Origin of the sequence: Fulvitalea axinellae, assembly GCF_036492835.1 — a bacterium.
Classification (GTDB): domain Bacteria; phylum Bacteroidota; class Bacteroidia; order Cytophagales; family Cyclobacteriaceae; genus Fulvitalea; species Fulvitalea axinellae.
Map to the genome: position 1 here is coordinate 291,865 of NZ_AP025317.1, position 26,272 is coordinate 318,136.

Here is a 26,272-nt window from a genome sequence, read left to right on the forward strand (position 1 = left end):
AACGGATGTGTATTATGGATTTAGACCGAAAAAAATAGAAGAATTTATTCTGGATAGTAAACTTCATTATTAAATGAAGACAATTGAGGGAATGACAAAAATATAGCGGAAAAAGTCATGTCCTTTAGTGGAAAACACATTGCGAACGCCCCTTGAATAACCGTCCGCAATGTATTGTTCTATTGAACATATTCAATGTATTTCCGCAATGATTCTAACGGTTTTGGAATTTCTTTTTCTTTAAATTGTTCATTTATTATTTCTCTTATTTCTTCCGAAATTTCTTTGGGTGAAGCCTTGTGTTTGTCACGGTAATCTTTTGGGTTTCCATGTAGAGATTGTTCCAAAAAGTCAGAGAATTCATAGGGATATCGTTTTTCTGATTCTTCGGGTAAGTTGCGGAACAAGATCCGGTAAGCGGCGTCTTTACGCACGTTGGCTGGCATTTGTTCTACGACTTCGAAAAGGTATTCCGTACCGAAGTGTTCGTGAAATTTTTCGTTCCAACGTTTCTCATTGGCGCTTGCGAACCCTCCCGTGTACAACCTTGCGTCCGGATCAATGTCAGTGACCAGAGGGTATTCGTACGTGAGCCAGAATCGTGTGATCCGTTCGAATTTATCAGAGTTGTTTTTGATGAAATCGAGGTTTCTTTTTTCCAGATCAACGCGCTCGGAATCGAAGTGCTGAGTGAGTCTTTTTCTGTTAGGAAAACTAAACGGAGGCTCTCCGTATTTTTTTCGGGTAACAAAACTTGTCTCGTCAATCGCTTCGGTATCTATATCCGAGAACTCGAAAGCATCGAGGCGCATCAGGATTTGTTGTTTGATCTGATTGGTACCGAGCCAAACCACCGGGGCCATATAACCCCGGTCGGCGCCAATGCCCGTGTCCAGGATCGTTCCCGTTTTGCAACCCAAGAAGCCTTTACCGTGATTTTCCCAGGCTTTCAGGCTTCTGGTTTCGTCCTGTTTCTTTTCGAAATTCGAGAGGCAGTAATCCCATAGTTCGGGATGGGCTTTCATTCGTCTGGCAAGATTCAGGGTAGCCTCAATATCGGTCATCGCATCATGCGCTTGGCCTTCGGCGAGATGGTTTAGCTCGTTGATTTTTTCGAGTTTCATGGTCGATTTTCCTTCATCGGTGACCGGCCATTTAATTATGTCGGGACGGAAACTTTTGAAGAAAAGTGCCATAGGCAGGATGTCCGCTCTTCTACAACCGTTTTGCCATTGGTGGGTATAGGGATCAAGCAGGTTTCGGTAAAAGGAAAAACGTAAAAATTCGTCATCGAAGTTCAACGAGTTGTAGCCGATACTTATTGTTCCGCTTTGGTTGACCATCTCGTGGATTCGTTTGATGGCCTCGTATTCGCAAATTGCGCCCTCGTTGTGCGTTTCAAGGTCAATGCCTGTAGTCAAGATAGCTCCTGGAGCTGGCACGGCGTCAGGCCTAAGTTTGACAAGGATCTCGGTACGTTCTATTTCTTGGAGATCCATGTCGGTTCTGATGGCTCCAAATTGTAATATTTGATCAAAGGCGGGATTAAGCCCAGTGGTTTCTATATCGTAAAATAGAAAAGTGTTCATAGGATTCAAGCTATAGGCGAAGTAAAAACCTTAAAGAGGTTGAGGGATGAATATATGGAAATTTTTATTGAATGGCCTAAAATAGCGTCAGAGGGTAGATTGGAGGTGGGTGTAAAAATAAAATGAAATGATGTTCCTGTATTTTTGTGAGTAATAGTTATTTCGTATAATTTGAGACTGAATTTGTTCTTATTCCTATTTTGTCATTTGTGCGTGATCAGTAAATGCCTTGTAGGGGAAGGGTGTTCATGGTTTTTTAAAATTTATTCAATTCATCGTTACAACTTACTCATATTAGCGTTCTCTTGAGGGAACCATGCCGTACTTGAAAAGCGGTGTTTTGAAAATGTGATATGTATTGGGAAGCGGGGTGGCTTTCCGCATTATTTGGATAATCGTATGGGAAAATTATTACGGCTGTTAGCTTTTTTTCTTTTTGTGAATTTTTATTCAGGTTCCGTTTCGGCCCAAGAAACTGGCGGTTGCGGTGCCGACGAGGCTGCGGAAAGACTACTTGAGCGCCATCCCGAATTCAGGCAAGACTCAGACGAAATAAACGAATGGGTAGCGAACAGGTCGTTCAGAAGTGCGACGGAGACCGGCGAAAGAATCATTCCAGTGGTCGTGCATGCGATGGAGCCCTTGGGGCGTAACGTAACGGACCAAGAGATCAAGGACATGATCGATGGGCTGAATGATATCTATGCCGATAAACTGGGTGTGGGCGCAAAGTTTGGGATGCGTTTTGTGCTGGCGAGAAGGACTCCCGATGGCCAGGCGACAAACGGAATTACGAGGACTGACGCTTCAAAAGTCAGCCAGTATACTACTTCAGGTATTACCAACGCAAATGAGCGAAGCGTTAAGGCTTTAATCAATTGGCCTCATAAAGACTACTATAATGTCTGGCTGGTAAGTAGAATAAACGGAGAGTCATCAACTGGTGGTTATGCGTATTTTCCGCAAAGCGTAAACTTTGATATTGACGGGACGGTAATAAAAGTTGCCTCTATGCACCCGGCCGATGTTCTCGCTCATGAAATGGGGCACGCTTTGGGGCTTTATCACACATTTGCGAAAGACGGAACGACCCCTACAAAAGAAGGGGAATGCCCGACCGAAGGCAAAGGGGATTATGTGGATGATACCGATCCTCATTCATATATGTTCTTTAATTGCGGTCATAAAACCATGGAAAACCCTTGCACTAACAAGCCTTATGGTAAGATTGCGGAGAACATGATGGCCTATTTTTATTCAGGCACGAATTGTCGTTCGAGCTTTACGGCGGGACAGGTCGCAAGAGCGAATCACCATTTAATGAATACGGCCAGAAAGACATTGCTGACTTCCCCTGCGCTGGAAGCGGTTAATTTGCCTGTCGCCGACTTTAAGGCTACCAATACGTTTGTGGTCAGTGATGTTGCCGTAAAGTTCATGAACCTTTCTAAAAACGGTGTGGATGAGTCGAAATGGACTTTTGAGGGTGGTAATCCCGCCACTTCCACCGAGTGGAATCCGGAAGTGAAGTTTTCTGGCGCTGGAGTTTTTAAGGTGAGCCTGACGGTAAAGAATTCTAAGGGAGAGAATACGATTACAAAGGAGTCTTATATTGAAGTTATTGACAAATCTGCTCAAACCGTAGCCGACTGCAAGCCTGTTTGGAGTTCCCCGAACAACTATGGTTTAGGGGTTCTCAATGTTAAGTTGCAAGAGATCGATTTTTCGTCAGGGGAGACCGCTAGTGACGCTAGTGGAACAATGCCGTTGGGTAAAAACGGCTTTGTGGACAGGAGTAATCTGGACATTGCCAAACTGAATCCCGGAATGTCATATACCTTAAGCTTTGTCGTGGGGAGTTATAACGCTGAGACGACCGTGGTGTATATCGATTTCAACGATAATGGGAAGTTTGAAAATAGTGAACGAATAGGCAGAAAACAGAATATAAAGGGTGGCCCTCACAATATCAACTTCACGGTTCCGGAAGACGCTGTTCGAGGTAAAAGATTGTTAATGCGTGTGGCTACAGGGAGCACGTATGATAATATATCCGCTTGTAATGTATATAAAGGCCAAGCGGAAGACTACGGAGTGTATATCGATCCTGTGGGAATTCCGTTCGCCATTACCAAACAGCCAACTAATAAGACAATCTGCGAAGGCGGTGATACGGAGTTTAAGGTAGAAGCCGTTCGGGGAAAGACTTACCAATGGTATTTGGATGATGCCCAGATTAGTGACAACAACAATTACAGCGGTGCGAAATCGGCGAAACTTAAGATTACGGGAGCAAAGCTTTCGCAAGAGGGCGAGTATAAGGTGATTGTGACTGGTCCTGAGAGCGAAACGCTGGAAAGCCAAGCGGTACGTTTAACGTTGAACAAAAAACCAACATTTACCAGCCACCCGGAAAATCTATCGATAAAAGAAGGACAAACGGCGACATTCGAAGCTTTGGCGTCTGGTGAGCAGGTAGAATACCAATGGTATTTGAAAGGTTCAGGTAGTAGTTCAGGGTCTTTGATGGAAGGAAAAACAGGCAAGAAGCTTACGTTTACAGCCAAAGAAGGAGATGATGGCAACAGGTACTTTGTAAAAGCCAACCAGGTGGGTTGTACGGCGAAAAGCGTTTCGTCAGAAGCCAGCTTGGACGTTATCCCGGCTTTAGTGATTTTGACCCAACCGCAAAGTGCTTCCACCTGCCTGAATGAAAACGTAACATTGCAGGTTAGCGCAAAGAATGCTGTAAGTTATCAGTGGTTCTTTAAGGATCAAGAGATATCCGATAATCAATCGTATAAAGGAAGTAAGACAAATACGCTGACGGTCAAGTCTATGACGGAATCTCTTACTGGTTATTATTTTGTAAAAATAAAAGGCCAAGATGACGAAGAGATCCAGAGTTCGGTGGCTCGGGTAAACGTGGACGATTTGCCTACTGTTAAAAAACATCCAAAATCTAAATCTGCTCTTTCCGATCAGCAGGTGTCATTTTCCGCCGAAGGACAGGGAGGTTCGGGCACTTATGTCTATAAATGGTTTGTAATACGGTCTGGCAGTACTGTAGCGCATGTGTTGGAAGGGAAAACATCTAGTGTTCTTACGTTTAACGCATCGATAAGTGATAATTCGAACGAGTACTTTGCGGAGATAAGAAACGCAGGTTGCCAGGCGTTTGTGAAAACCGAAAAGGCGCGCCTTTTCGTAACGCCAAGAACGGAATTCCGTACTCAGCCGGGTAACACGAACGTATGTCAGGGCAAGTCCGCTACGATATCCACTACTGTGGCCAACGCTTTGACATATCAGTGGCTATTCAACGGAACCAATATTACCGATAACGGAACCTACCAAGGAACCCAAACCAATAATTTGCGGATAAAAGACGCTAAGCCGGCCCAACAGGGTATTTATAAATTGAAAGTTACCGGTCCGGATAATCAGGTAGTGCAAAGCGCAAACGTGAATTTATCGGTTAATGGGTATCCGGTTATTACGAAACAGCCCGAAGATCTGCGGATCATCCAAGGCGAGACCGGGAAAATAAGCGTAAATGTCGAAAACTCTGCGGGCGTTAACTATCAGTGGTATATGCGACGTACGGAAACATTGCCGTTGGAAATTGTCAGCGGAGCCAAAAATAGGGAGTTGACAGTGGATGGTGATCCGGCAAAAGACGGAAGGCTGTTTCAGGTAAAAGCTATTTTTAAAGGTTGTGAAACCTTGTCAGACCCTGCGACGCTTTCTATTACCCGTCTGCTTTCCACCCCACAGGATGAAGCCATTACAATATTCCCTAACCCTGCGGATGATGTTCTGAACATTAAAGGATTACGGTTCGGAGAATTGGAGATATTAAGCCTTGCCGGGCGGGTAGTCTTAAAGGCTGAGTTCGGTTCTCAGGATGGTTCCAAGCCTTCTGAAGTGGGTATTTCAGCTCTTGAGAGTGGCGTTTATCTCGTTAGAATAAATTCGAAAAACGAATGGAAGACTTTCCGACTGTTGGTTGAATAAAACCGTTTCTCCGAATTACTAAATCAAAGGCCCCCGCTTCGTGAATGCGAATGAAGCGGGGGCTTTTTTCATTATAGGCAATAGCGAATCATGATTAAAGACGATCCTGAGTAACAGGAATATCACCATTTTATTTTTTCTGATAAAATATTCACCACTCGTCAAAATCAAGAGTTATTAACTCGCTAAAATGTTCTTAATTTGTGAAAAATTGATAATGACATACGAGACAAATTGGTCTTGCGTTATTAGAAAAAGCCTAAACCAATCAATCTTTTTGAGATAAGACATAACTTGATTGTTCAAAATGCTCCAATACTTAAAACCGAACGTCGCTTATTTGCTTCTTGTGCTTATTTTTTTGTCAGCGGGTGAGGTGTTGGCCCAAGGCATAAAAGGCGTGATCAAAAACGAGAAAGGCGACCCGATTCCTTTTGTGACCATTTATACCAAAGGCGCCAAACACGCCACCACCTCAAACGTGGAAGGTGTTTACGCATTGGGCCTTCCCCAAGGGACTCACAAAGTTTTTTTCCAACATATGGGTTATGAGACTTTGGTCACAACCATTGAGATAGGCCCGGTAGTGCAAGCGCAGGATATTGTACTGAAGGACAAAACGATTCTGCTGGAAGAAGTGAAAGTGTCGAGTAAGGATGAGGATCCGGCTTACGCCGTAATGAGGAAAGCCATCGGGATGCGCTCTTATTACGAGCATCAGGTTGACAAGTTTAAGGCGAAAGGCTACACCCGCGGAACGGCTTCATTGGACAAAATGCCGAAGGTATACACCTGGATGATGGACCGTGAGATGAAGAGGGAGATGAAGCAGTATATGAACAAGAAGATTGTGATAGAAACAATCAGCGAGGTGACTTTCGAGAAGCCTGACGAATACAGCTTCAAGATAATTTCGTCGAAAGACAACCTTGGCGACAGCATTCCCAACCCGTTGCCGATAATAATGGGTAGCCTTTACACCGAGCGTCTTGCCGAACAGCTTTCGCCCTTGGCATCGAACGCTTTTACCCATTACCGTTTTACGTACGAAGGAATTTTTGAGGATAACGGGCGCCATATCAACAAAATCAAGGTAACGCCTCGCCATAGGGGCGAAGGACTTTATGAGGGCACGATCTACATTGCGGAAGATTATTGGAATATCCAAAGCGCTAACCTTAAGTTCAGAAATACGGTGGGAACTTTTCGTGTAAAACAAAGCTATGCGCCTGTTCAGGACAACGTTTGGATGCCCGTAACTTTTGATGTGGAAGCGGAGCTGAAATATATGGGGGTTAAGGCCTCCGGTCGTTATCTGGTGTCGGTCAAGGAATATGAGTTGGAACTGAATCCGGATCTGGATCATTCCATAGTTCAGGCAAAAGGACCGTTGGCCGAAAGAAAAACTGCGGAAGAGGAAGGCCCCAAGGAAAACGTTGCCAAGACGAAAAGACAGAAAGAGATTAAAAGGCTGTTAGCTAAAGATAAGCTCAACAACCGTGAGATGCGGAAGCTTAAGCGAAAAGTGGCTCGCGAAACCAAAGCGCAAGAGCTTAAGGACGACCTTGAGGTCAAGTATGTTGACGATAAGATGGAGATTGACTCATTAGCCGGAAAGCGCGACAGCCTTTATTGGGCCGAAGCTCGTCCTGTGCCTTTGAGCAAGGAAGAGTTGGAGGGTTATCATCATTTTGACTCAATAAGAACAGTCCAGAAGGTCAAAATTGAGAAACAGAAAAAGCCGAAAGACACCACTAAGGTGGTGAAAAAGGAGAAAAGCGCTTTCGGAAAAGCGTTTTCGGCAACTAGCGGAGTGTTTGGGGACTTTATCGGGGGCGGAAGAGTAGCCAAAATCAACAAGAAACATCGAATATATTGGAGCGGACTTTTTAACGGGTTGACTTTTAATACCGTTGACGGCTACCGTGTCGGTGGTTCGCTTAATTATAGTAAACGTCAAGACAGCCTTCTGCGCCCAGTTTACGCCAAGCTTTCCACTTATTACGCCACCGCAAGGGAAACTTGGCTTCCGGAGGCTTCATTGACTTGGCGCTATGGCCCAATGTCGCGGGGGAGTGTTACGCTTAAGGGGGGAAGAGATACGTTCGACTTTAACTCTGATTCGGGGATAGACCCTGTTGTGAATTCATTGGCCAGCCTGTTGTTCGAATCGAATTTCATGAAGCTTTATCAAAAAGACTATGTTTATATCGGCAACGGCATTGACTTGGCGAACGGCTTTAGGCTGAAGACTTCGGTGGAGTTTTCGGATCGTATGTGGATGGATGACCACTCGGACCTGACGTTTATTAAATGGAAAAATATTGAATACAGTTCCAATGAGCCGGATAATGTGGAAAGCGACAAACTTGAGTTTGAACGCCACCAAGGTTTTGTGACTGATTTATCCTTGGAATATACGCCTCGTCACCATTACCGTATAAGCAAAGGCCGGAAATATATGCTCTATTCCAAAAAGCCGACATACTTCGCCGGTTACCGCAAAGGATGGGCGGGCGTATTCGATTCGGACACGGATTATGATTTGGTTTACGCCGGGCTGAAAGGCTCTTGGGATATGAGTTTCCAACACGATATTCGCTATCTGGCCAAAGTCGGTAAATACCTGAATACGGAGTATTTGTCATTTCCAGACTATTATCATTTCAACAACGCCCAGCTTCCCGTTTACGTCGGTTCAAGCTTTGGCAGGTTCCGTATGATGGACTATTACGAGCAGAGTACCGCCGACAGTTTCGTACAGCTTTCCGGAGCCATTTATTCGAGCCGTTTACTGCTCAAGAGGCTTCCTTTGCTTAACCAGATGTTCTTCCGCGAGATGGCTTTCGTGAATTACCTTTACACTCCGGCTCTGGGTAACTATACGGAAGTGGGTTACGGACTAAACAGGATAATGAATTTCCTGAGCGCCGAGTTCGCCACCGGCTTTGTGGGAGACGATTATCAGGGAGTGGTAATTCGGCTAGGAATAAATTTCTAAATTTTTTTCGCTGACGCTGATACGTTGGCGTTTGTCTTCCGTTGTGACATATTACAAGGAAGGGGGAAGCTTCCCCCTTCCTTTTTTTCTTTTCAAAACTTTCGGCCAGCATTACGAATCGTTATGTAATGAAAAGGCTGTATTGTGCGTAATAATTAGTGCTTTACGAGAAATTTTTTCAACAAAAAGATAAAAAAAAGTCCGACTGATTTTTTTCCGGATTGACTTTTGTCTTTCACTTAACAAGCCCGCTGTTTAATAATCGTTACAGCTTTATTGTCCCGAAAACGCCGATTGGGTTCTGTAATCGCATGTTTTGTGCGAATCAGATTCTTCCGACTCATTGGTGTACGTTAGGGTGAGCCTTGGTTGGTCATTAATGTATAATTAATAAAACATGTGCTTGAATGGACTGAACTATACGCAGGTTAAACATAAGTAATTAAACGTAAGTTATTTGCTTGGAGAGAGTAAATAGCGATAAGAAAGGAGAAATTGTATGGGTAGAAAAGGAGTGTCTCTGCTGTTTTTGATTATGCTGGTGGTTCCGGCGTTAATGTCCTGCGATAGTTCGGAGAAGGGAATTGTGGATTGTGCCGAAGCGCCAATCAACGCTAGCTTTAATATGGAGTTTAGAGGAGCGCAGACAAGCGTGCCTGTTGTGGTGGATTTTACGTACGCCGGCAAGTTCGAACAAGGGATGGAATTCTCTTGGGACTTCGGCGATGGGGGAACGTCAAAGCAACAAACCGCTTCGCATGTGTTTCAAAAGAAAGGTACCTATCGGGTGGTGCTTTATGTAACAAGAGACGTGTCGGGCGAGAGGTGCAGTAAATCCACCGCCCAAGATTTGGTGATAGAATAAAGCGAAAGTCAATACGCCGAAGAAAACAAAACCCGGATAATGCGACACGGCATTTATCCGGGTTTTGTTTTATGGGCCATATTAAAGCCACAATTGTTTTGGATGATACCAAGTGCAGAGTTGGACTAGTTTTGTTTTTTTCGGGCAGGAGGGCATCCGTCTCCGGGAAATGTTTGTAGTGATATGATAATGTCTTACTTTGTGCGAGGAGAAGGACGATCCTTTTTGAAATTTTATGACCGGTAATTTATCGGTCGTTTTTTGGCGTATTTTTAAGAGAAACGTATTTTGAGTTATGGAGGAGTCTTATATTGTTAAAAAGAAGGCTAGTGGGGTGATAAGGGTGTCGTCTCGAAAAACTATTGTCAGAGCCTTGAAAGACGCGGCCTCAGGCATACGGGAAAATATGCATTTAAAGCTGTTGGCGGGATTGGGTGCGGCGGCTCTGATCCCTCTTGCTACACGGCTTTTTCTCGGCGAATCGGGTATGGTGGTGAATGGCCTGGCAGCCCTTTGCATAACTTTGCTCTTTTTTCCTTTGAAGACCTTTCTGTGGACATTTGCCGGTGCGGTGAGGTCAAAAACGTATGAGATCGGAGAAAATGGGATTGTTGTCGAAAGCGGAACCCTGCCTTGGTCTTTGGTCGATCGGATAAGTTTTGACAACGGTGATTTTGATGTCCAATACGGCGATGAGAATCACTTTTATATTCCCGTGTCGGCTTTCGGAGAGGAGGAACTTTTGCAAATCAAGACTTGGGCTATCGAAAATGGGCGTAGTGGTCATTCGGCTTAAGGTCTTATTTTTCTCAAAAATGAGAATCCCCGAAACATCAGCCATCGCAGGCCTGTTTCGGGGATTTTTTTAGTATAAATTCAAACGGTGAAGAGGGTGTCCGTTTTCTTTATTTACATGGCTTTCGCTTTTCTTTTTAGGCCAAAGTCATGTCTACCGTTGATTTGTCTTTTTATTATCCCAAGTTGGCCGCAGTGCCACATTGTGTGCTTAATATTCCAGTCCAAAGCTTCGTATTTCGTTTTCGCTACGGGGTTTGGCGTTTCGGTGGGTTCCAGAGGCTTTGACAAATCTTCCACATTCATTCTTTTTATAATGTCTACCGAATGTGCTTGTACCAGTTTCAGGTCTTTCAGAAGCTTTTCCGGATTGGTTTTGCCCACTGACTCTTTGGGCGAGGTGTTTACGAATAATTCGTTATGTTTTTGCAAAGGCACAGCCTGAAGGATACTTTGGCTATGGCCGTTGATGCACATTATGCTATGGAAATAATGGCTAAGTACCAAATGCCCAACTTGCCAAGTGGCGTGGGTGTCCGTATTTTCATGCATAGTTTCCCAATGTTCAAAAGGTATGGCCTCCAATAGCCTATTTGTCCATGCGTATGCACTAGCGGTTTGGTCGCGAAGCATTTCTATCGTATTCATGGCATTGAGTTTTTATGTGGTTTGGGAAAATATAAAGGCAGAAAGGATTAAGCCTTTATGATTGTTGTATTTAATTTACTGATTTTAATTTTTAATATTAAAATTATTCCATTCTTTTTGGTTTATTCCATTTTCGTTGTTTTTGTATCTAGTTGTTATGTTCTTTATTCATTACATGAACATATATTTATTGAAAGAGTGTTTTTTGTGCTCTGTTGTTTTTTTGGTTACGTAATGGTTTTATGGAAATAGGAAGAGAATTGTCGGGATTAGGCGCTGGCATAAGTGGTGGCGAAGTGTCAATTCATGTAAAAGAAACACTGTTTGAGGTGGTGGGCATTACGTCGAAATTGCTTCACGAGAATTGGTTTTTCAAAACCAGCAGCACGGTGGCTATAGCTGTTCCTGTCTTGATTTTACAAGATATTTCGGGTTTTTATCCGATTAGTCTGTTTTGGCTTATAACAGCCTCAGTCATTGCCTTTATTCTGAATATTCCTTTTCTGTTTATTATGAATGGCGTTCGTTATGGCTATACCCGAGGAGGCGCTCCAGCTAAATCCTATTATTTTTCTTTTGATAAGCTGGATTTGGAAGGTAAGGAAATGGCTTGGAGTGACGTGAAAAGTGTTCGCAAGTCCGGAAATTGGATAATCATAAAGGCAGATGGCAAGGACAGTTTGGCAACTATTCCCGTAAGGGCGTTTTCCGGAGATGAATATGGCCGGTTTAAAACGATGGCTAAGGAGTTCGGTTTTTCACTTTAGTGTTTGGCTTTCGGTATCGGGTCTTAGGTGAATTTCGACTTGTCACCTAAGACCAAACACCTTATCATTCTCTTTCAAAAAGCTAGATTAAGAGTCAAATAAACATTTCGTCCAGGCCTTGGTATTCCTCCCCAGTCTAGGTGGCTCCTGTATTTTTTGTCGAGGATATTTTCTATACCGGCTTCTATATTATAAGTGTTCTTTTTGCCGAAGCTGTAAGCGCCGCGTAGGTTGGCTATCGCGTATCCCGCGGTTTCCGATTCGCCAAAGTTCGGGTCCGTTTGGTTTTGCGCGGTTGCGAATTCGCTTTCGGCCGTAAGGCTCAGTTTTTCTTTTTGGAAAGAAAGCGATACGTTTCCGTTTAGCGGAAGAAGCTGTGGCATGTTTTGCCAATTGTCGTTATCGTCTTGGTATTGGCCGGCGGTGTAGCGGAGGTTTGTTCTGGCAGACCAATATTTGGCAAGACTATAAGTGGCGTAAACGTTGGCGCCGTACTGCCGGGCATTTTCCCGATTGCGAAAAACTTTTACGCCTTTGGCGCCGATGGTCATTCGGTCCAGGTTAGGATCAATTACGCCCGAGATATAATCGCGGAGCCAAGCGAAATAGGTTTCCGTTTTTACGGAGAGTTTCGTCGTGTTGTATTCTACAACGTATTGGGCTTTGAAGGTCTGTTCGTTGTCAATGTCCGGGCGGCCTACGTAGTCGTAGCCGTCTTCGGAATTGAAAAGGTAAAAGCCGTATTGTTCCGAGACGGTAGGTTGTCTTTCGCTAATAGAAATACCCAGCGCGTGGGCCATGTCGCCGATGTTGTTTTTGATGTCCGAGGCAAAGCTGTAAAGCAAACGGTTGTCGGCGTTGATTTCGTTTCCGAATATTTCGAATTGCTTTTTGCCGAACTCACTACCGGGGTTTGATCGGGCGAATTCTATGCGGGCGTCGGTGTTCAACGTAAAATTATCCGCAAACGCGAAACGGTCACCTATATATATAGCCATATTGTTGCGGAATACGTCCGGCCAAGTCTCCATATACATCTCGGGTCCGTTGTTTTCGGGCGGATACATAGTCATTTCGGCTTTGTGCAGGCTGTTGTAAAAGTCCGCTTTGGCCGTGAAGCCGTGCTTCTTTTTTTGTCCGGATATCTTCAGATAGGTTCCGTAAGTGCGCGTCTCTCCGGGCATATCCATCCGTACGGGAACGTCGGGGCGTTCCGAGTCGTCCATAATGTGTTTGACCTTGTTGGCGTACACCTTCCATTCGATATTCTCAATGTCGGAATTGCGGGGAGTGATATTATAAGCCGCTCCGAAAAGAAAAGCTTCGGCAAGGGAAACGTCCATAGGCAAAGCCGGGTAGCCTACGTCCCAAGCGCGGTCATAGAGTACGTCGGCGGTGACCCAGTTTCGGTCGTTGAGCTTGTACTTGCCGGAGATTAGGTGGTTGGTTTTGTTATAATGAGAGAAGCTCACCTTGTCGCCACCGCCCGCCCGGTAGTTGTCGTGCGCCCTATATGATCCGGAATAGCGCAAAGCCAGTTTATCGCCACTATAGTCCAGCACCCCGAAAGCCTCTTTGCCTTGGCTTGCCGAGAAGTACCCCGTACCGAAATTGCCCGAGAAAGTTTTGCTTTCGTTGTAATTGGCTTCGTGCAAACAGAAATCAAGACTGCCGCCGGCTACGCACGCGTTTTCCGCCGAAGAGTCGCTGGATGTGGCGTTTACGCTTCTGAGGTTCGCCGTTTCCACATAAGAGCTGACGGGATCCATTTTGTCCGTACACGCTCCAAAGATCTTCATTCCGGCGACGGTGGTCATAATCTGTCCGCCCGAAAAGCCGAGCATACGGGGTTCGGCCGCATAATTCCCCCTGCGCACCAAACCGATATTGGATGACCTGGAAAGAATGTCGTCGATATTGCTAAGCGAATGTTTCTTTTCGAAGCCTTTGTCCGCATTGCCCGTCACCACTATTTCGTTGAGGAAAAGCGTGTCGGCCTGCGCCAAAACAAAATGGCTGAAAAGGCTGAAAGCGATTATAAATAGGAAAGTCTTTCTCATAATAAAGAAAAAGGTGCGGACGGAGCGGAAAGCCCGTGGATTGCCCCGCCCGCGATGGAAAGTTATTTGGAAGTAAAGAGTCCAGAGTAAAGCGTAAATAGTCCGCATGATGAAAGAGTATTGTGTAGTTTCCGCTATGATATAGTACTCTTTACTCTGGACTCTTTACGCTTTACTCACCATTCAATTGAATTCCAGATAAAAAGCCTCGTCATCGAAGAGTAGGTCTTCGTTTTCCTTTACGTTCAGCTTGATTTGCCAGTCTCCGGTCATCGAGAAGTTTACGCTTCCTTCGTATTTGCCTTCGCCTTTGTGCGCGGGCTTGGTGCCTTCCGGCGCGCCGTGTCCCATTGAAGGCATAAACGGGCTGATGTTTACGTCGAGATCGGTGAGTGGCGTGAAATCGAAATGGCCGTCCATGCGGTGGGCGGTAATCAATAGAGGGTTGTTGCCCACTTTCGCTTCGTCGTTGGTAAGGTGATATCCGAAGACGTAATTCTTCCCGTCTATTCGCCTTACTATTACGGCCTTGCCTTCCTGTTGGTTTTTGTAATCCATCATCTTGTTTTTGACGGAAATAGGCGTGGTGTTTTCGCGCAGTACGGCGCCATTTTTCATTAGGCTCACTTTCATTTCCCAAGAGCCCATATCGGGCATTCCCGGCATCTGGAAGACAATGGCGCCTTCGAATGTTCCGGTTTTGGTGGTGGACGTTGGTTGGTACACCGGACATCCGTGTTTCATGCCGGAGTTCATAGTCATAACAGGCGACAACATTATGCCGTCGGCTTCGGTGTAAGCCTTGTTTCCGGAGTCTTTCAGTTCGATGACGAGTTTGTTGTATCCGGTTCGGTAATCCTCTGTAGCGTGAATAAAAGCTACCGCTTTATTTGGGAAAACTATACTGTGGATTAGCTTATAAGGGCTTTCCGGTGCGGGATCCTCATTGTCGGAAGAGCAAGACCATAGAAGGGAAACGAAAGCGAGTACGAATATTTTTATCGCTGTTTGTGAGTTTGTTAAGCGATTCATTGTGTATAACGTTTAATTGTTGATATTCTTGAATAAGACAATAGTACTCAGGCTGGATTTCGTTATGATATCCAGAGTGGTAATGTTTTGGACATAGCAATCTGTTTCACTTTTACCAGAGGCAAAGAAGAAAGACTATGCGAAGCGAATAGGGAATCTATTGAAATCCGGACACGATAACGCTAGGCCTTGGACACGGAGATGAATGTCAAGGGAAGATGCAATAAGAGACCCGGATGAATTGGATTAGGTTCGGGGAGGATGAAAAAGGCTATTCTCCCACAAAAAGTGGTATGCGTTGCTGTAAACCTTGATTAAGCCCTTTTTAGAAATAAAATCAACAGGCTTTTCAGGATTACTAACCGAAGTGAATTTGGAATAGAGATCTAAGGAAACGCTGGTTTCGTCAGCGATACCACGCTGTTCTTCCTGTTCGGTTGTTTTGTTTAGTTCTTTTTCCAGAAAACAGTTTCCGTAACACATCGTCATCGGCCTGTCGCGGTTTTCGCACAGGTTGTCGGCAATGTATTGCTGAAAGATATTAAAGGTCAGCAACACGGCGCCTTGCTTGCTCAAAGTGAAAACGAGCAGGGAAAGGATTAGCGATATGGTGGAAATTTGTTTCAATTGTCGCAAAGGTAGAATTGCGTTAAAGAAAAAACAAGAATTATTCCAACGAAAGAAAGGCCAGCATTTGCTGGCCTTTCGAGTATTTAAAAAGAGGTTGAGAGTTTCTTCTACCAAAGGAGGGCATAGATCGCCGAGATGATACCTGTCAAGAACAAAGCGCCGATATTGAATTTCGCGCTAGTTTTGAACATGTCGCCAGTGAAGTGGATGCCTTTCGATTCCAAACCTTTGCTTCCTTCTATCAAAGAGATAAGTACGGTAATGGCGCTCAGGATAAGGAAAGTGTACCCCATACGGTCCATAAACGGAACCTCTGGCAGGAAGTACATAAAGAGGTAAGACATCGGAATTGAGAGAATGGCTGCGGCCAAGGCTCCGTTCGATGTTGTTTTCTTCCAGAAGAATCCGAAAAGGAAAATAACAGTTACGCCCGGGCTAACGAATCCGGTGAATTCCTGGATAAACTGGAATGCTTGGTCAAGCGTAGCCAGTTGCGGAGCGACAGTGATGGCGATAACCAAAGCGATGCCACTCACAAGACGGCCGATAAACACCATCTTTGTTTGAGAAGCTTCCTTATCGAAGTACTCCTTATAGATATCCATGGTGAAGATAGTAGAAATGCTGTTGATCATCGAGCTAAGCGAAGACACAACGGCGGCGATCAAGGCGGCGAAAGCCAAGCCTTTGATACCAGTAGGTACGATACCGAGCAACCAAGGATAAGCTTCGTCAGGCTTGCCCAGAGTCCCTTCGGTGATAACAAAAGCGGCGATACCTGGGATCACTACGATCAGAGGAATGATAAGCTTAAGGAAACCGGCGAACAATACGCCGTTTTGCGCTTCGCCAATAGTCTTGGCTGCCAACGCGCGTTGGATGATGTATTGGTTACATCCCCAGTAGCTGAGGTTGGCGATCCACAAGCCACCCACCAATACGCTGATGCCGGGAAGATCTTTATAATATTCGCTCGACTTGTCGAGGATAAGATCGAATTTGGCTGGGACTTGATTGTACAGTTCCCCAAGCCCGGCGAGAACGCCTTTTCCTTCCGATACTTGGTTCAAAGCGAGATAGGTAGTGATCAATCCGCCGGCAACGAGGAATACAACCTGCAATACGTCTGTCCATACTACGGCCTTAAGGCCTCCGTAAATGGCATAAGCTGCCGAGAACAAGGCTAAACCGATAATACCGTAAAGCAATGGAACGTCACCGATTCCTTCCAGCGCCAAAGCGCCAAGGTACATTACCGAAGTAAGGTTAACGAAAACGTAAACGAGCAACCAGAAAACCGCCATGGTGGTTTTCACCGTCTTATTATAACGATGCTCCAAGAACTGGGGCATTGTGAAGATCTTCTCTTTGATAAAAATTGGCATGAAGTATTTCGCTACCAGAATAAGCGTGATGGCGCCCATCCACTCATAAGCCGCAATACCAAGCCCAACGGCGTAACCCGATCCGGACATACCGATAAACTGCTCGGCCGAAATGTTCGAGGCGATCAACGAAGCTCCGATTGCCCACCAAGGCAGGGACTTACTCGCGAGGAAATAATCCTCGGCGTTTTTCTCGTGTCCCTCTTTTTCGCGAGACATCCACAGGCCGACCCCGATGATCAGCAAACAATAGCCGACGAATACGACTATGTCAATGTTTGAAAAATCCATAGCTAGACTCTTTTATTTTCTGATTTCCGAAAAAATCAATTCCAAAACACAAAAAGAATTGACACAAATGTAAAGCTTCTTGACCGAAAAAAAAGGGTGTGAACGATGTCGCAGAGGCTTGAGGGCCAAAATAACGTTATCGTTTTCCCATAAACTACCAATTACCCCCTCCATATTGGATTTGTCATTCGCTATTTCTGGCTTCAAGGTACTTTCCCACAGGTTTTTTTCGGTGACAGGCAAGCATTTTTCCCCCTAGAAAGTTTAGAGTCCAAACAACAGATAGACGAATGGCAAATTATCTTGTAATAGGAGGCACCTCCGGTATCAGCGCCGCATTGGTAGACCTTTTGGTAAAAGAACAACATGAAGTTTTTCTCATTTCCAGATCAGCTACTTCGGCTACGCTTCCGCCTCAAGTAAAGGCTTTCGGAGCTGATATATTGACGGACCCTTTTCCGGAAGATTTCCTGCCCGATGTTCTGGACGGTTTGGTCTATAGTCCGGGCAGTATCACGCTCAAGTCTTTTAAGAGTTTACGTGTAGAGGATTTTTTAGACGACTATGAAGTGAATGTGGCCGGAGCCGTCAAGACTTTGCAAAACTCTTTGCCGGCGCTTAAAAAATCGGAAAATGCTTCGGTTGTGTTTTTCAGTACGGTGGCTGTTGGCGTAGGCATGCCTTATCATAGCTTGGTCTCAAGCTCAAAGGGAGCTTTGGAGGGTTTGGTGAGGGCACTGGCCGCCGAATTCGCCCCGACGATTCGGGTAAATGCGGTCGCTCCGTCCTTGACCGATACGCCTTTAGCTCAAAAGATCCTTTCGACCGATGAGAAGAAAGCTCAGCTTTCGGAAAAACATCCGCTTAAAAGGATCGGAACTCCTGATGACGTCGCTCATGCGGTTAAATTCCTGTTAGGAGCCGAGTCTTGTTGGATAACAGGTCAAGTTTTGTCCGTAGACGGAGGTTTGTCTACGCTCAGGATTTAGCAAAAATGCTGAAGAGGTTTATGCTGGAATGTCGTTCCAATTCATAACAGTGTACCTAACACTGAAGACGTAATACCGAATACCATATAAACATCAGGGGTAGCAGATATATCAAATGTGCAAACAATAGCTAAAATGTTTTAGAGGGTTTTGTTCATTTTGTTTGACCAGTCTTTTGGGTAGATTGAACAATGTGTTCGGGGCGTGATTTTCGGCCGAAGCATTTTTGAGAATCTATCTGAAAGAATTATGAGAGCGTTTTTTTATTTGCTGGGAACCCTGTTCCTGTTATCATCTTGCGGTGGGCCCGCAAAGAAAAAATTAAGCCTGAAAGAAAGGGCGGAAGTACCTTATTTAAAAGGAGAAAGCCGAACGATTTTCCCGGCAAGTCCGAATCCTGAGAAGGATAAAAGGAAGTCATGGTTTACCAACGACCACTGTTTTGTGGAAGACACGGACGGGACTTTGCATTGGATAGGTATTAATAATCCATATCCGCCGGAGGGGAAGAGACTCTACAGATATCACCCTTATTTGGGACATCTGACAACCACCGATCCTACAGGTAAATGGACAAGGCAACCGCATGCGATAGACGAAAGCGAGGGGACGGAATATCTAGGCGCACCGTTTATCGTAAAGCACGAGGAATCCGGACGTTGGGTGATGGTGGTTGAGACTTGGCTGGACAACCGCCGTTTGGAAGTGTGCTGGTCCGATGATTTGAAGAATTGGGAACGGACCAAAACGGCGATTCTGCCGGAGAAACTTTGGCTTACGTCCAGAGATCCACATATTATGAAAGGACCTGACGGCAAATACTGGATACATATAGTGGCCACGGGCAATAAAGGAGCAAAGCAATCGCAGGTATTGCGGATCAGGACCAAAGACTTCGTGAATTTCGAAGATCCGGAAACTATTCTCGGAATTAATGACAACACTTGGGCTACGATGATGGAGTCTCCGTTCCTGGTGAAGCGAAACGATTTGTGGTATTTGTTCTTTACGTATGCCCATCGCCGGTATGCCGAGACAATTGTGGTAGTATCGGAGAATCCTGATCATTTCGACTTTGAGAAAAACACGTTGACCACACTTTTCGGTCACGCCGCCGAAATTTTCAGTTATAAAGGAAAGACTTATATATCGTCCTGCGGTCCGGAAGACAAACATTTCCTCAATAGCCAAAGCGTTACCTTGGCGGAATTGGGTTGGCTAAAACCGGTTGAAAACGACAGGTAAAGTTCGACGGGAATTGTTGCGGGCGAGCGAGTCTATCCTTTATATTGCGGACGGACAAAATAGCTTTTGATGGAAAAGAGAAAGACATCTTTTGGAGAAATGGAAACACTGCTGGAGCGTGAAGGGAAAATCGTGAGTGAACGATTGTACTTTGAGCGTGAAGGCCGTGGCCATACGCATAATGTTTGGGAGATTTGCTACGTAATAGCGGGACAGGGAGTGATTGTAAACGGAGAGGAACGCGTTGAGGTGAAGAAAGGAGACGTTTGCAAAATCCCTCCAAATGCGGAGCATTGGATGATTCCGGACCCTGACATGGAAGTGCTCTTGGTCTATTCTCCCAATCCGTAAAACTGTCCGGCGCAAAAAACAGCCAATGAACCGAACGGTGTAAGCATATGTAAGGGAAAATCGAAAAAGCGGGCTTAAGTCCGCTTTTTCATTCTGAATCCGTTTTTATCAGCTCAAGTATTAGCCTTTCAGCTCCTGAAGAATTCTGAAAGTTTCGTTTACTTGGTTCTTTCCTACAATGAAAGTGATCTCATGTTTCGTAGAGATGATCTCGACCACGTTGATCGCTTTCCAGGCGAACATTTTCGTGATGTAATAAAACACGCCGGGAACGTCTTTTTTGTACGACTCGGGAGTCCGGATAGTGACCGAAGCCAAGTTGTCAATTCTCATGATCATCGTCTCGCTTTCAAAGACTTTCTCAATCATCTCCAATCCTGAGCGGCTCAAGATAATATTAGTTTCGTAAACCCCTTTAGTCGAAGCGTGGAATACGTCATTGACATTCTGAACATTACGAAGCAGTTGCGATTGCTTTTCGCTGAGAGTCGGAGAGTTTTTATATGCGAGGTCCACCAAGTCAGAGCGTACGATGATTTCGCCCGTATGCTGTAGGTATTCCATGATGTCCTGCTCATGGTGGTGGCGGCTAAGCCTTGGGGCCATCCGTTTGAGAGCCATCACAATGGCGCCCTCTTGAACGTCTTTGAAGAGTTGCTTTTCTACGTCAGGTTTAATCTTTCTGGCCAGCGCACTATAGTTTATAATACCATCGAGGATAGCTTCCTGTAAGAATGCTGACCTGTTAACGATCTCCTCCGTCGCTTCTGCAATTGTGACCATGTGTGTATAATTTGTTTATTAAAAGTTACAAAATCGTAAAGTTGGCCTGTTTATAAGGCCAAATGCTTCGTGAAAAAACAAAAAAATAGGATCTACTTATTCGCCTGCTTGGCCTGTGAGCCCTAGAACCAAACGTAACCAGCCAGTAGGATTATTCCAGAATTTGTTTTTTCAGGAGTTCAAAACGTAACATTGTATATATCATAACACATAATTACAATAAAAAATATAATTATGAAAATCTAACTTTTCTGTAAAGCTCCTTCTTTGTCTATATAAATCATTTTGCCCATAGTGATTTTTTTATAAAAAAAATTAAATAGAGCCAACAAAAAGCCTTTTCATGGATTCCTATTATCGGATATGTCTGTTTAAAAAATGACATTTATCCATCTAATATTTATTCGTTATTACGTAAATATTACTGTTATTTTTTTAAATCAGGAGGGATTTTGGCCTTAATTGGTGGCCAGAAACTGGAAACTGGCAGGTCGAACAAGGCCGGATGTTATGCTAAAACAACAAGAGGAACAGACGTTAAACCTAGGTGTCCAGGCGGATAAAGATAAGGGAAAGAGGCAATGGAAATCCAGTTTCTTCTTCTGGATGTTTTTGCTTGTTATTCAGCTATATTGTGTGACTGGGGCCCATTCTCAGATGGGAAGAGCAAGTGGTTTGAGGTATGGTGGTTTTGCTACTTCGACTCCTACTGATATGGTTCGGACCAGAGATGGGGGAATTGTGATGTCTGGAAACTATGAGGGAGGGCCTTTTGAAATTGGCAATATCATGTATCGGGTCGGATTCTTTGTCTTTCAAGGGTTTGGGGCTACGGATGGTTACGTCGTGAAATTTAACAATCAAGGAACAGCCATATGGGCAACGACAATAGGCGGCTCGGGTAGGGATGGCATTACGGCTATTGATACGGATAGCCTTGGGAATGTATATATTACAGGTTCATATAGAAATACAGGCATATTTAACCCTTTCGCAAACGAGCATAACTTTGCGGAAGCGGGAATGACGTCAGCTGGCGGTTCAGATATTTTTATCACGAAGTATAGTCCGCAGGGTGATTTTCTTTGGGCAAAAGGTTTCGGAGGTCCGATGGATGATAAGCCCTACGATTTAATTGTGGATGATGCGGGGAATATTATCCTGTTCTCGGAGTTTTATGGCCGAGTGGATTTTGACCCGTCTTCAGAAACCCAAAACTTTAGTTATGCGGATATAGCGGCCGCGCAAGTTGCCAATTTTCGAAGTACGGCGATTACGGCTTATAATAAGGATGGTGAGTATCTGTGGGGAACGGATTCGCATATAAAAGCCCTAACTGGCGGACAACTGTCCTTTGCCTCGGATGGGGACGTTCTTTTGGGAGGCCACCGGGATATTCAGTCATTTTCGGCTATTCGTTTTAACTGTATTTTTAAGATCGGTTCCGATAATGGTTCGACACGGTGGCGAAAGTATATCTATTCGGAGAATCAGATCACGCAGTTTTATGTAACCGATATGCATACAGCTTCGGATGGTCTGATTTATCTGACGGGCAGGTTTAATGGAAAAGCCAATTTTGTTCCGAACGGATCTCCAAGACATGATGTAACGGCGACTCAACAGGCTATGTATCTGGCTAGTTACGACCAAAATGGGGAATTCAGATGGGTAGTAGCCGGTCAATCGTCAACTTCTGCAGCGGGAAAAGGTCTTGCTCCAGCCTCAGGTGGGGATGTGTATTGGTATTCGGATTTTATGGGTAATCTTACTGTAACTCCGCTGGTCGGAGATTCTTTCAGTTATGATATGGGAGGTGACGGGAGTGCCATTATGTCACGACTGGGTAGCGACGGTAGTGTGGTATCGCACTCAATGATTTCATCTACGGAGATTGTAAGTGCGAATAGGGTGGTGACGGACGATCAAGACGAAGTGTTTTTGTCTGGTGATTTTCGAGGTACTTTGGTATTCGGTGATGATGTTCTTGAGCCTATAAGAGCCCACAACGCGGTTTATCTGGCTCATTACGAAAACTGCGAGAACGCTGTACATATGGCCTCGGAGGCGGATATTTGCCAAGGGGACAGCGCCTTGGTTTTTGGGCGATATCGGCAAGAGGCGGGCGTTTACAGAGATACGGTTAGGAGTCTGTTGAGCTGCGATACCGTAAAATCTTTTGAACTAAGGGTTAGGCCAAATGTCAACCGCTCAGCGGTAGCCACTTTTTGCTCCGGTGACAGCGTGTTGTTTGCCGGACAGTATGTTAAGACTGGAGGGGTGTTTCAGGATGTAGCCACTACGGTTTTTGGTTGTGACAGTATCAATATTTTGACCGTCGACCTTCACGCTAGGGCATTTAAGCAGGTTGAGATGAATCTGTGCGAAAATGACAGCTTGCTGTTCGGCGGTGAGTATATCAAAGAATCGGGATTTTATATCGATACACTGGTTACCGAGCAAGGTTGCGACAGTGTTATCCAGCTTAATTTGAATATGCTGGATCGACTTGAACATAGAATCAGTATGGAAGTATGCTCCGGCGAGAGCGTGTTTTTTGCGGGAGCGCAGAGGAATCAGACAGGGACTTATTTCAATAATCTTGTGTCCGAAGACGGTTGTGACAGTACGGTGGTTCTGGACCTGACAGTAGGCGAAACGTTGCGTAGCAGACAACAATACACTATTTGTAGAGGCGACAGCGTGTTGATTGCCGATCGGTATTTTAAGACGTCCCAGACATTTGACCTGGACCTTACTGCTTCTTCCGGTTGCGACAGTATTGTCACGGTCGATATTCGGGTAAATAATACGGATACGATACCGGTGTCGAGAAGCATTTGCGATGGCGATAGCCTGTTGTTCGGAAGACGATATTTGCGACGGTCTGGGGTGTATTATCACCTGTTGTCCCAAGGTAATGAGTGCGACAGTGTTGAGATGTTGCAGCTTACGGTTGAGCCGATCCGTTTTACAAGGAGGCAAGCCAGTATATGCAGCGGAGACAGTCTGCTGATTAACGGAACTTACCGGAAAGACGCCGGCGCATATTTGCAACGGAGCATTACGGAGTCGGGGTGTAGTAGTGTTACCCAGTTCGAAATCAGTGTGATTCCTCCTTCGGATACCCTAATCACAAGGACAATTTGTGAGGGCTCCAGCTATTTTTTCAATGGGGCCTATAGAGTTGATCCCGGAATTTATCAACAGACATTTCTCTCGTCCCGAAGTTGCGACAGTTTGGTAACGCTAGACCTTAGGGTTCTCAATTACGTGGATACGATAAGGCTGGGTGTCTGCTTTGGCGATAGCGCATTTGTTGCTGGTGCCTATAGGCATGAGTCCGGGCTATATTATGATTCATTAGTCAGTAGCTTTGGCTGTGATAGCGTGATGGTAACGGACTTCACAGTCGGGGAAAGGGCGGCAAGCAGGAGGGATATGAGCATATGCTCGGGAGACAGTGTGCTTTTGGGTGGAGAGTATAGAAAATCATCTGGAACGTTTGCCGATATGCTGACCGCCACGTCTGGCTGTGACAGTGTTGTAACTACAAATTTGACTGTTTTACCGATCAGGAGAACGAGTGTGGACAGTCTAATCTGCTCGGGAGACAGGGTTTTGTTTGGTGAAAGATACTATTCGAATTCCGGAGTGTATACCGACACGGTTAGGGACGCAAGCGGTTGTTTACGAATAAATACATTGAACCTGACCGTTCCTGACAGATACTTTTTCAATAACTCGATGATGATCTGCGCTGGCGACAGCATACGGATTGGTGGTCTGTTCAGGAAAACGGCGGGAACATATTACGATTCGCTATTGACCCAAAGTGGCTGCGACAGTGTGATGGCCATTGATGTAATGGTCGCTCCCGAATACGAATTCCGTTTCGAAAAGGCAATCCCGCTAGGCGATAGCATGTTGTTGGGAGGGGAGTATCGCAAAGAGTCGGGCGAGTATTACGATTCCTTGCTGACAGACCGTGGTTGTGACAGCGTGCTGATAACAACCTTAAGGGTTTTGCCTCCTGAGATGACTTTGAGGAGAATCAATATTTGTAATGGAGACAGTTTGGAGGTCCAATCCGCTTTTCGAAAAACTCAAGGGCTTTATTACGACACTTTGGAGGCTTCGACGGGAGCCGACAGTATTATTGCGACTGAGTTGGGGATTCTCGAAAAGTATTATTCAGAGGTGTCAATGTTTCTTGGAAAAGGAGAGTCGGTGGTTTTTGGTGGAGAAGAAAGGACTCAAACAGGAATTTATTATGACTCGTTGACTGCGGTAAACGGTTGTGATAGCGTAAAAGGACTTCGGTTGACAGTTTATCCATATTTTTTCGAGTCGGAAGATGTAACAATCTGTCAGGGAGACCGATATTTTTTGGTATCGCAAGGAGTCTATAGAACCCGCCCGGGAGTTTTCCGAGACAGTCTTTTTAATGCGGACACCCTGTATTCTATCCGCACAACGAACTTGGGCGTGGCTCCTGTATTTATGAGTGAAAAATCGGTCAGTTTAAAACGTGGCGACAGTGTGCGGGTACATGGTCGTTGGCGAAGCGAGAGCGGGGTATTTATGGATACCCTAGTCAGTCGCCGGACAGGTTGCGATAGTATTCTTATGGTGCGGGTAAATGTCGTGGAACCTTATTACCGGCAAAAGAACTTTTCGATTTGCGAAGGCGAAAGCGTTGAGATTTTGGGTAGACAAAGAAGTGTCGCTGGTCATTACATCGATACAATACGTAGCTCGCCCGTGCGCGATACAATATCCGTCAATATACTGGAAGTTAGAAATGTTGGAGTGCTAACTCGTACTATTAGTCTTTGCGAAGGTGACAGCGCTTTTGTTATGGGAAGATATCTACAGCCGGGAATAACAACTGATACGCTAATAGCGTCCTCCGGTTGCGATAGTTTGGTGATTACTAATATAGTCTCGCGACAGCACGAAAATGTAATGAGAAACCTGACTTTATGCGCCGGCGACAGCGTACTTTTGCAAGGCGCTTATAGGCGGGAAGGTGGAATGTACATAGATAGTTTTGTCTCAAATCTATCATGCGATAGTTTGGTATTTACTGATTTGAGCGTTCAACAAATACCCGTTAGGCAAATAGAAAGGGAGATTTGTCAGGGGGACAGTATCTTGATAGCGGGAGTTTACCGACACGAAAGCGGAGTGTTTACGGAAGAAGAAAGTCTTGGATCAGGATGTGATGGCGTTCTTGAAACAACATTAAGTGTAGTAGGCAGTGGTGACGACATACTAGATACTGGCCAGATAGCGGATGAGGATCTTTGTTTGGTAGATTCGCCGATTGTATTACCGGCGCCTCAGGAGGCTATTGGCTTGTCGTATTCAGGTACGGGAGTGACTGGCTTTCGATTCGATCCCGTGTCAGCAGGGGCAGGAGTGCATACCGTTTCTTATTCATACAGGAAAAGTGGCGAAATGTGTTCGGTGTCCGGTTCGTTTGATATTGGTGTAGTCGCTTGTCTTGATGTGGTCCGTCAAAAACCGGTGGTTCATATTTTTCCAAATCCGACAAAGCGTTGGGTAAGTATTCGCTTTTCGGCAGGCGGTCGGTACGATATCGGACTGTTCGACAGCTTTGGTCGAAAAGTAGGGTTACTTGCGAATGATAAAATGATTCGAAAGGGCGAACTGCTACGTTTTGACGGAAAACATATAGCTTCAGGGACATATATGTTGATAGTTGAGTCAGAACACTTGGTTCAAGAATATAGGGTTATACTTTACTAAAAGTGATTTTTATAAAATAAAGAATAAAATATATTTTATTTAAAATAAA

16 protein-coding genes are annotated in these 26,272 nt (G+C 45.0%); 9 read left to right on the forward strand and 7 right to left on the reverse strand.

Features of this window, described 5'->3' with window-relative positions; genetic code table 11:
• Nucleotides 1-179: 179 nt before the first annotated feature.
• Nucleotides 180-1,589, reverse strand: a complete 1,410-nt coding sequence (locus AABK39_RS23190; protein WP_338395392.1) for an exodeoxyribonuclease I — start codon at nucleotides 1,587-1,589, stop codon at nucleotides 180-182.
• Nucleotides 1,590-1,988: 399 nt separating this feature from the next.
• Between AABK39_RS23190 and AABK39_RS23195 the strand changes: the two genes are divergently transcribed.
• The 4 genes from AABK39_RS23195 to AABK39_RS23210 all read left to right on the forward strand — a co-directional run bounded on the left by AABK39_RS23195 (nucleotide 1,989) and on the right by AABK39_RS23210 (nucleotide 10,268).
• On the forward strand, nucleotides 1,989-5,606 hold the full coding sequence (locus tag AABK39_RS23195; RefSeq protein ID WP_338395393.1) for a GEVED domain-containing protein: 3,618 nt from the start codon (nucleotides 1,989-1,991) through the stop codon (nucleotides 5,604-5,606).
• A gap of 307 nt (nucleotides 5,607-5,913) precedes the next feature.
• Entirely contained in the window at nucleotides 5,914-8,607 is a 2,694-nt protein-coding gene (locus tag AABK39_RS23200) for a DUF5686 and carboxypeptidase regulatory-like domain-containing protein (protein ID WP_338395394.1), read from the forward strand.
• A 499-nt stretch (nucleotides 8,608-9,106) separates the two neighbouring features.
• Nucleotides 9,107-9,472 (forward strand): PKD domain-containing protein, encoded by a 366-nt coding sequence (locus AABK39_RS23205; protein ID WP_338395395.1) that lies wholly within the window; start codon nucleotides 9,107-9,109, stop codon nucleotides 9,470-9,472.
• A gap of 295 nt (nucleotides 9,473-9,767) precedes the next feature.
• Nucleotides 9,768-10,268, forward strand: a complete 501-nt coding sequence (locus AABK39_RS23210; RefSeq protein WP_338395396.1) for a YcxB family protein — start codon at nucleotides 9,768-9,770, stop codon at nucleotides 10,266-10,268.
• A gap of 113 nt (nucleotides 10,269-10,381) precedes the next feature.
• Here AABK39_RS23210 and AABK39_RS23215 read toward each other — a convergent pair whose 3' ends face one another.
• Nucleotides 10,382-10,915, reverse strand: coding sequence for a DinB family protein (locus tag AABK39_RS23215; RefSeq protein ID WP_338395397.1), 534 nt, complete (start codon nucleotides 10,913-10,915; stop codon nucleotides 10,382-10,384).
• A 242-nt stretch (nucleotides 10,916-11,157) separates the two neighbouring features.
• On the opposite strand from AABK39_RS23215, the gene AABK39_RS23220 reads away from it, so the two are divergent.
• The gene (locus tag AABK39_RS23220; RefSeq protein ID WP_338395398.1) at nucleotides 11,158-11,682 is read left to right on the forward strand and encodes a YcxB family protein; all 525 of its coding nucleotides are present in this window, start codon (nucleotides 11,158-11,160) and stop codon (nucleotides 11,680-11,682) included.
• Nucleotides 11,683-11,756: 74 nt separating this feature from the next.
• On the opposite strand, the gene AABK39_RS23225 is transcribed toward AABK39_RS23220, so the two are convergent.
• From AABK39_RS23225 to AABK39_RS23240, 4 genes are all read right to left on the reverse strand, one after another.
• Complete coding sequence (locus AABK39_RS23225) at nucleotides 11,757-13,742, reverse strand: TonB-copper family protein (protein WP_338395399.1); 1,986 nt, start codon at nucleotides 13,740-13,742, stop codon at nucleotides 11,757-11,759.
• Nucleotides 13,743-13,925: 183 nt separating this feature from the next.
• Nucleotides 13,926-14,774, reverse strand: a complete 849-nt coding sequence (locus tag AABK39_RS23230; protein ID WP_338395400.1) for a FixH family protein — start codon at nucleotides 14,772-14,774, stop codon at nucleotides 13,926-13,928.
• A 246-nt stretch (nucleotides 14,775-15,020) separates the two neighbouring features.
• Nucleotides 15,021-15,401 carry a hypothetical protein gene (locus tag AABK39_RS23235; RefSeq protein ID WP_338395401.1) on the reverse strand — a complete coding sequence of 127 codons (381 nt, stop codon included), beginning with the start codon at nucleotides 15,399-15,401 and terminating at the stop codon, nucleotides 15,021-15,023.
• Between the two features lie 110 nt (nucleotides 15,402-15,511).
• Entirely contained in the window at nucleotides 15,512-17,080 is a 1,569-nt protein-coding gene (locus AABK39_RS23240) for a sodium/sugar symporter (protein ID WP_338395402.1), read from the reverse strand.
• Between the two features lie 290 nt (nucleotides 17,081-17,370).
• On the opposite strand from AABK39_RS23240, the gene AABK39_RS23245 reads away from it, so the two are divergent.
• The 3 genes from AABK39_RS23245 to AABK39_RS23255 all read left to right on the forward strand — a co-directional run bounded on the left by AABK39_RS23245 (nucleotide 17,371) and on the right by AABK39_RS23255 (nucleotide 19,665).
• A complete protein-coding gene (locus AABK39_RS23245; protein WP_338395403.1) occupies nucleotides 17,371-18,069 on the forward strand; it encodes an SDR family NAD(P)-dependent oxidoreductase in 699 nt (232 codons plus the stop codon).
• A gap of 249 nt (nucleotides 18,070-18,318) precedes the next feature.
• Nucleotides 18,319-19,314 carry a glycoside hydrolase family protein gene (locus AABK39_RS23250; RefSeq protein WP_338395404.1) on the forward strand — a complete coding sequence of 332 codons (996 nt, stop codon included), beginning with the start codon at nucleotides 18,319-18,321 and terminating at the stop codon, nucleotides 19,312-19,314.
• A 69-nt stretch (nucleotides 19,315-19,383) separates the two neighbouring features.
• On the forward strand, nucleotides 19,384-19,665 hold the full coding sequence (locus AABK39_RS23255) for a cupin domain-containing protein (protein WP_338395405.1): 282 nt from the start codon (nucleotides 19,384-19,386) through the stop codon (nucleotides 19,663-19,665).
• 120 nt (nucleotides 19,666-19,785) lie between these two features.
• Here AABK39_RS23255 and AABK39_RS23260 read toward each other — a convergent pair whose 3' ends face one another.
• On the reverse strand, nucleotides 19,786-20,448 hold the full coding sequence (locus tag AABK39_RS23260) for a hypothetical protein (protein ID WP_338395406.1): 663 nt from the start codon (nucleotides 20,446-20,448) through the stop codon (nucleotides 19,786-19,788).
• Between the two features lie 657 nt (nucleotides 20,449-21,105).
• Here AABK39_RS23260 and AABK39_RS23265 point away from each other — a divergent pair.
• Nucleotides 21,106-26,223 (forward strand): hypothetical protein, encoded by a 5,118-nt coding sequence (locus AABK39_RS23265; RefSeq protein WP_338395407.1) that lies wholly within the window; start codon nucleotides 21,106-21,108, stop codon nucleotides 26,221-26,223.
• Nucleotides 26,224-26,272: the final 49 nt, after the last annotated feature.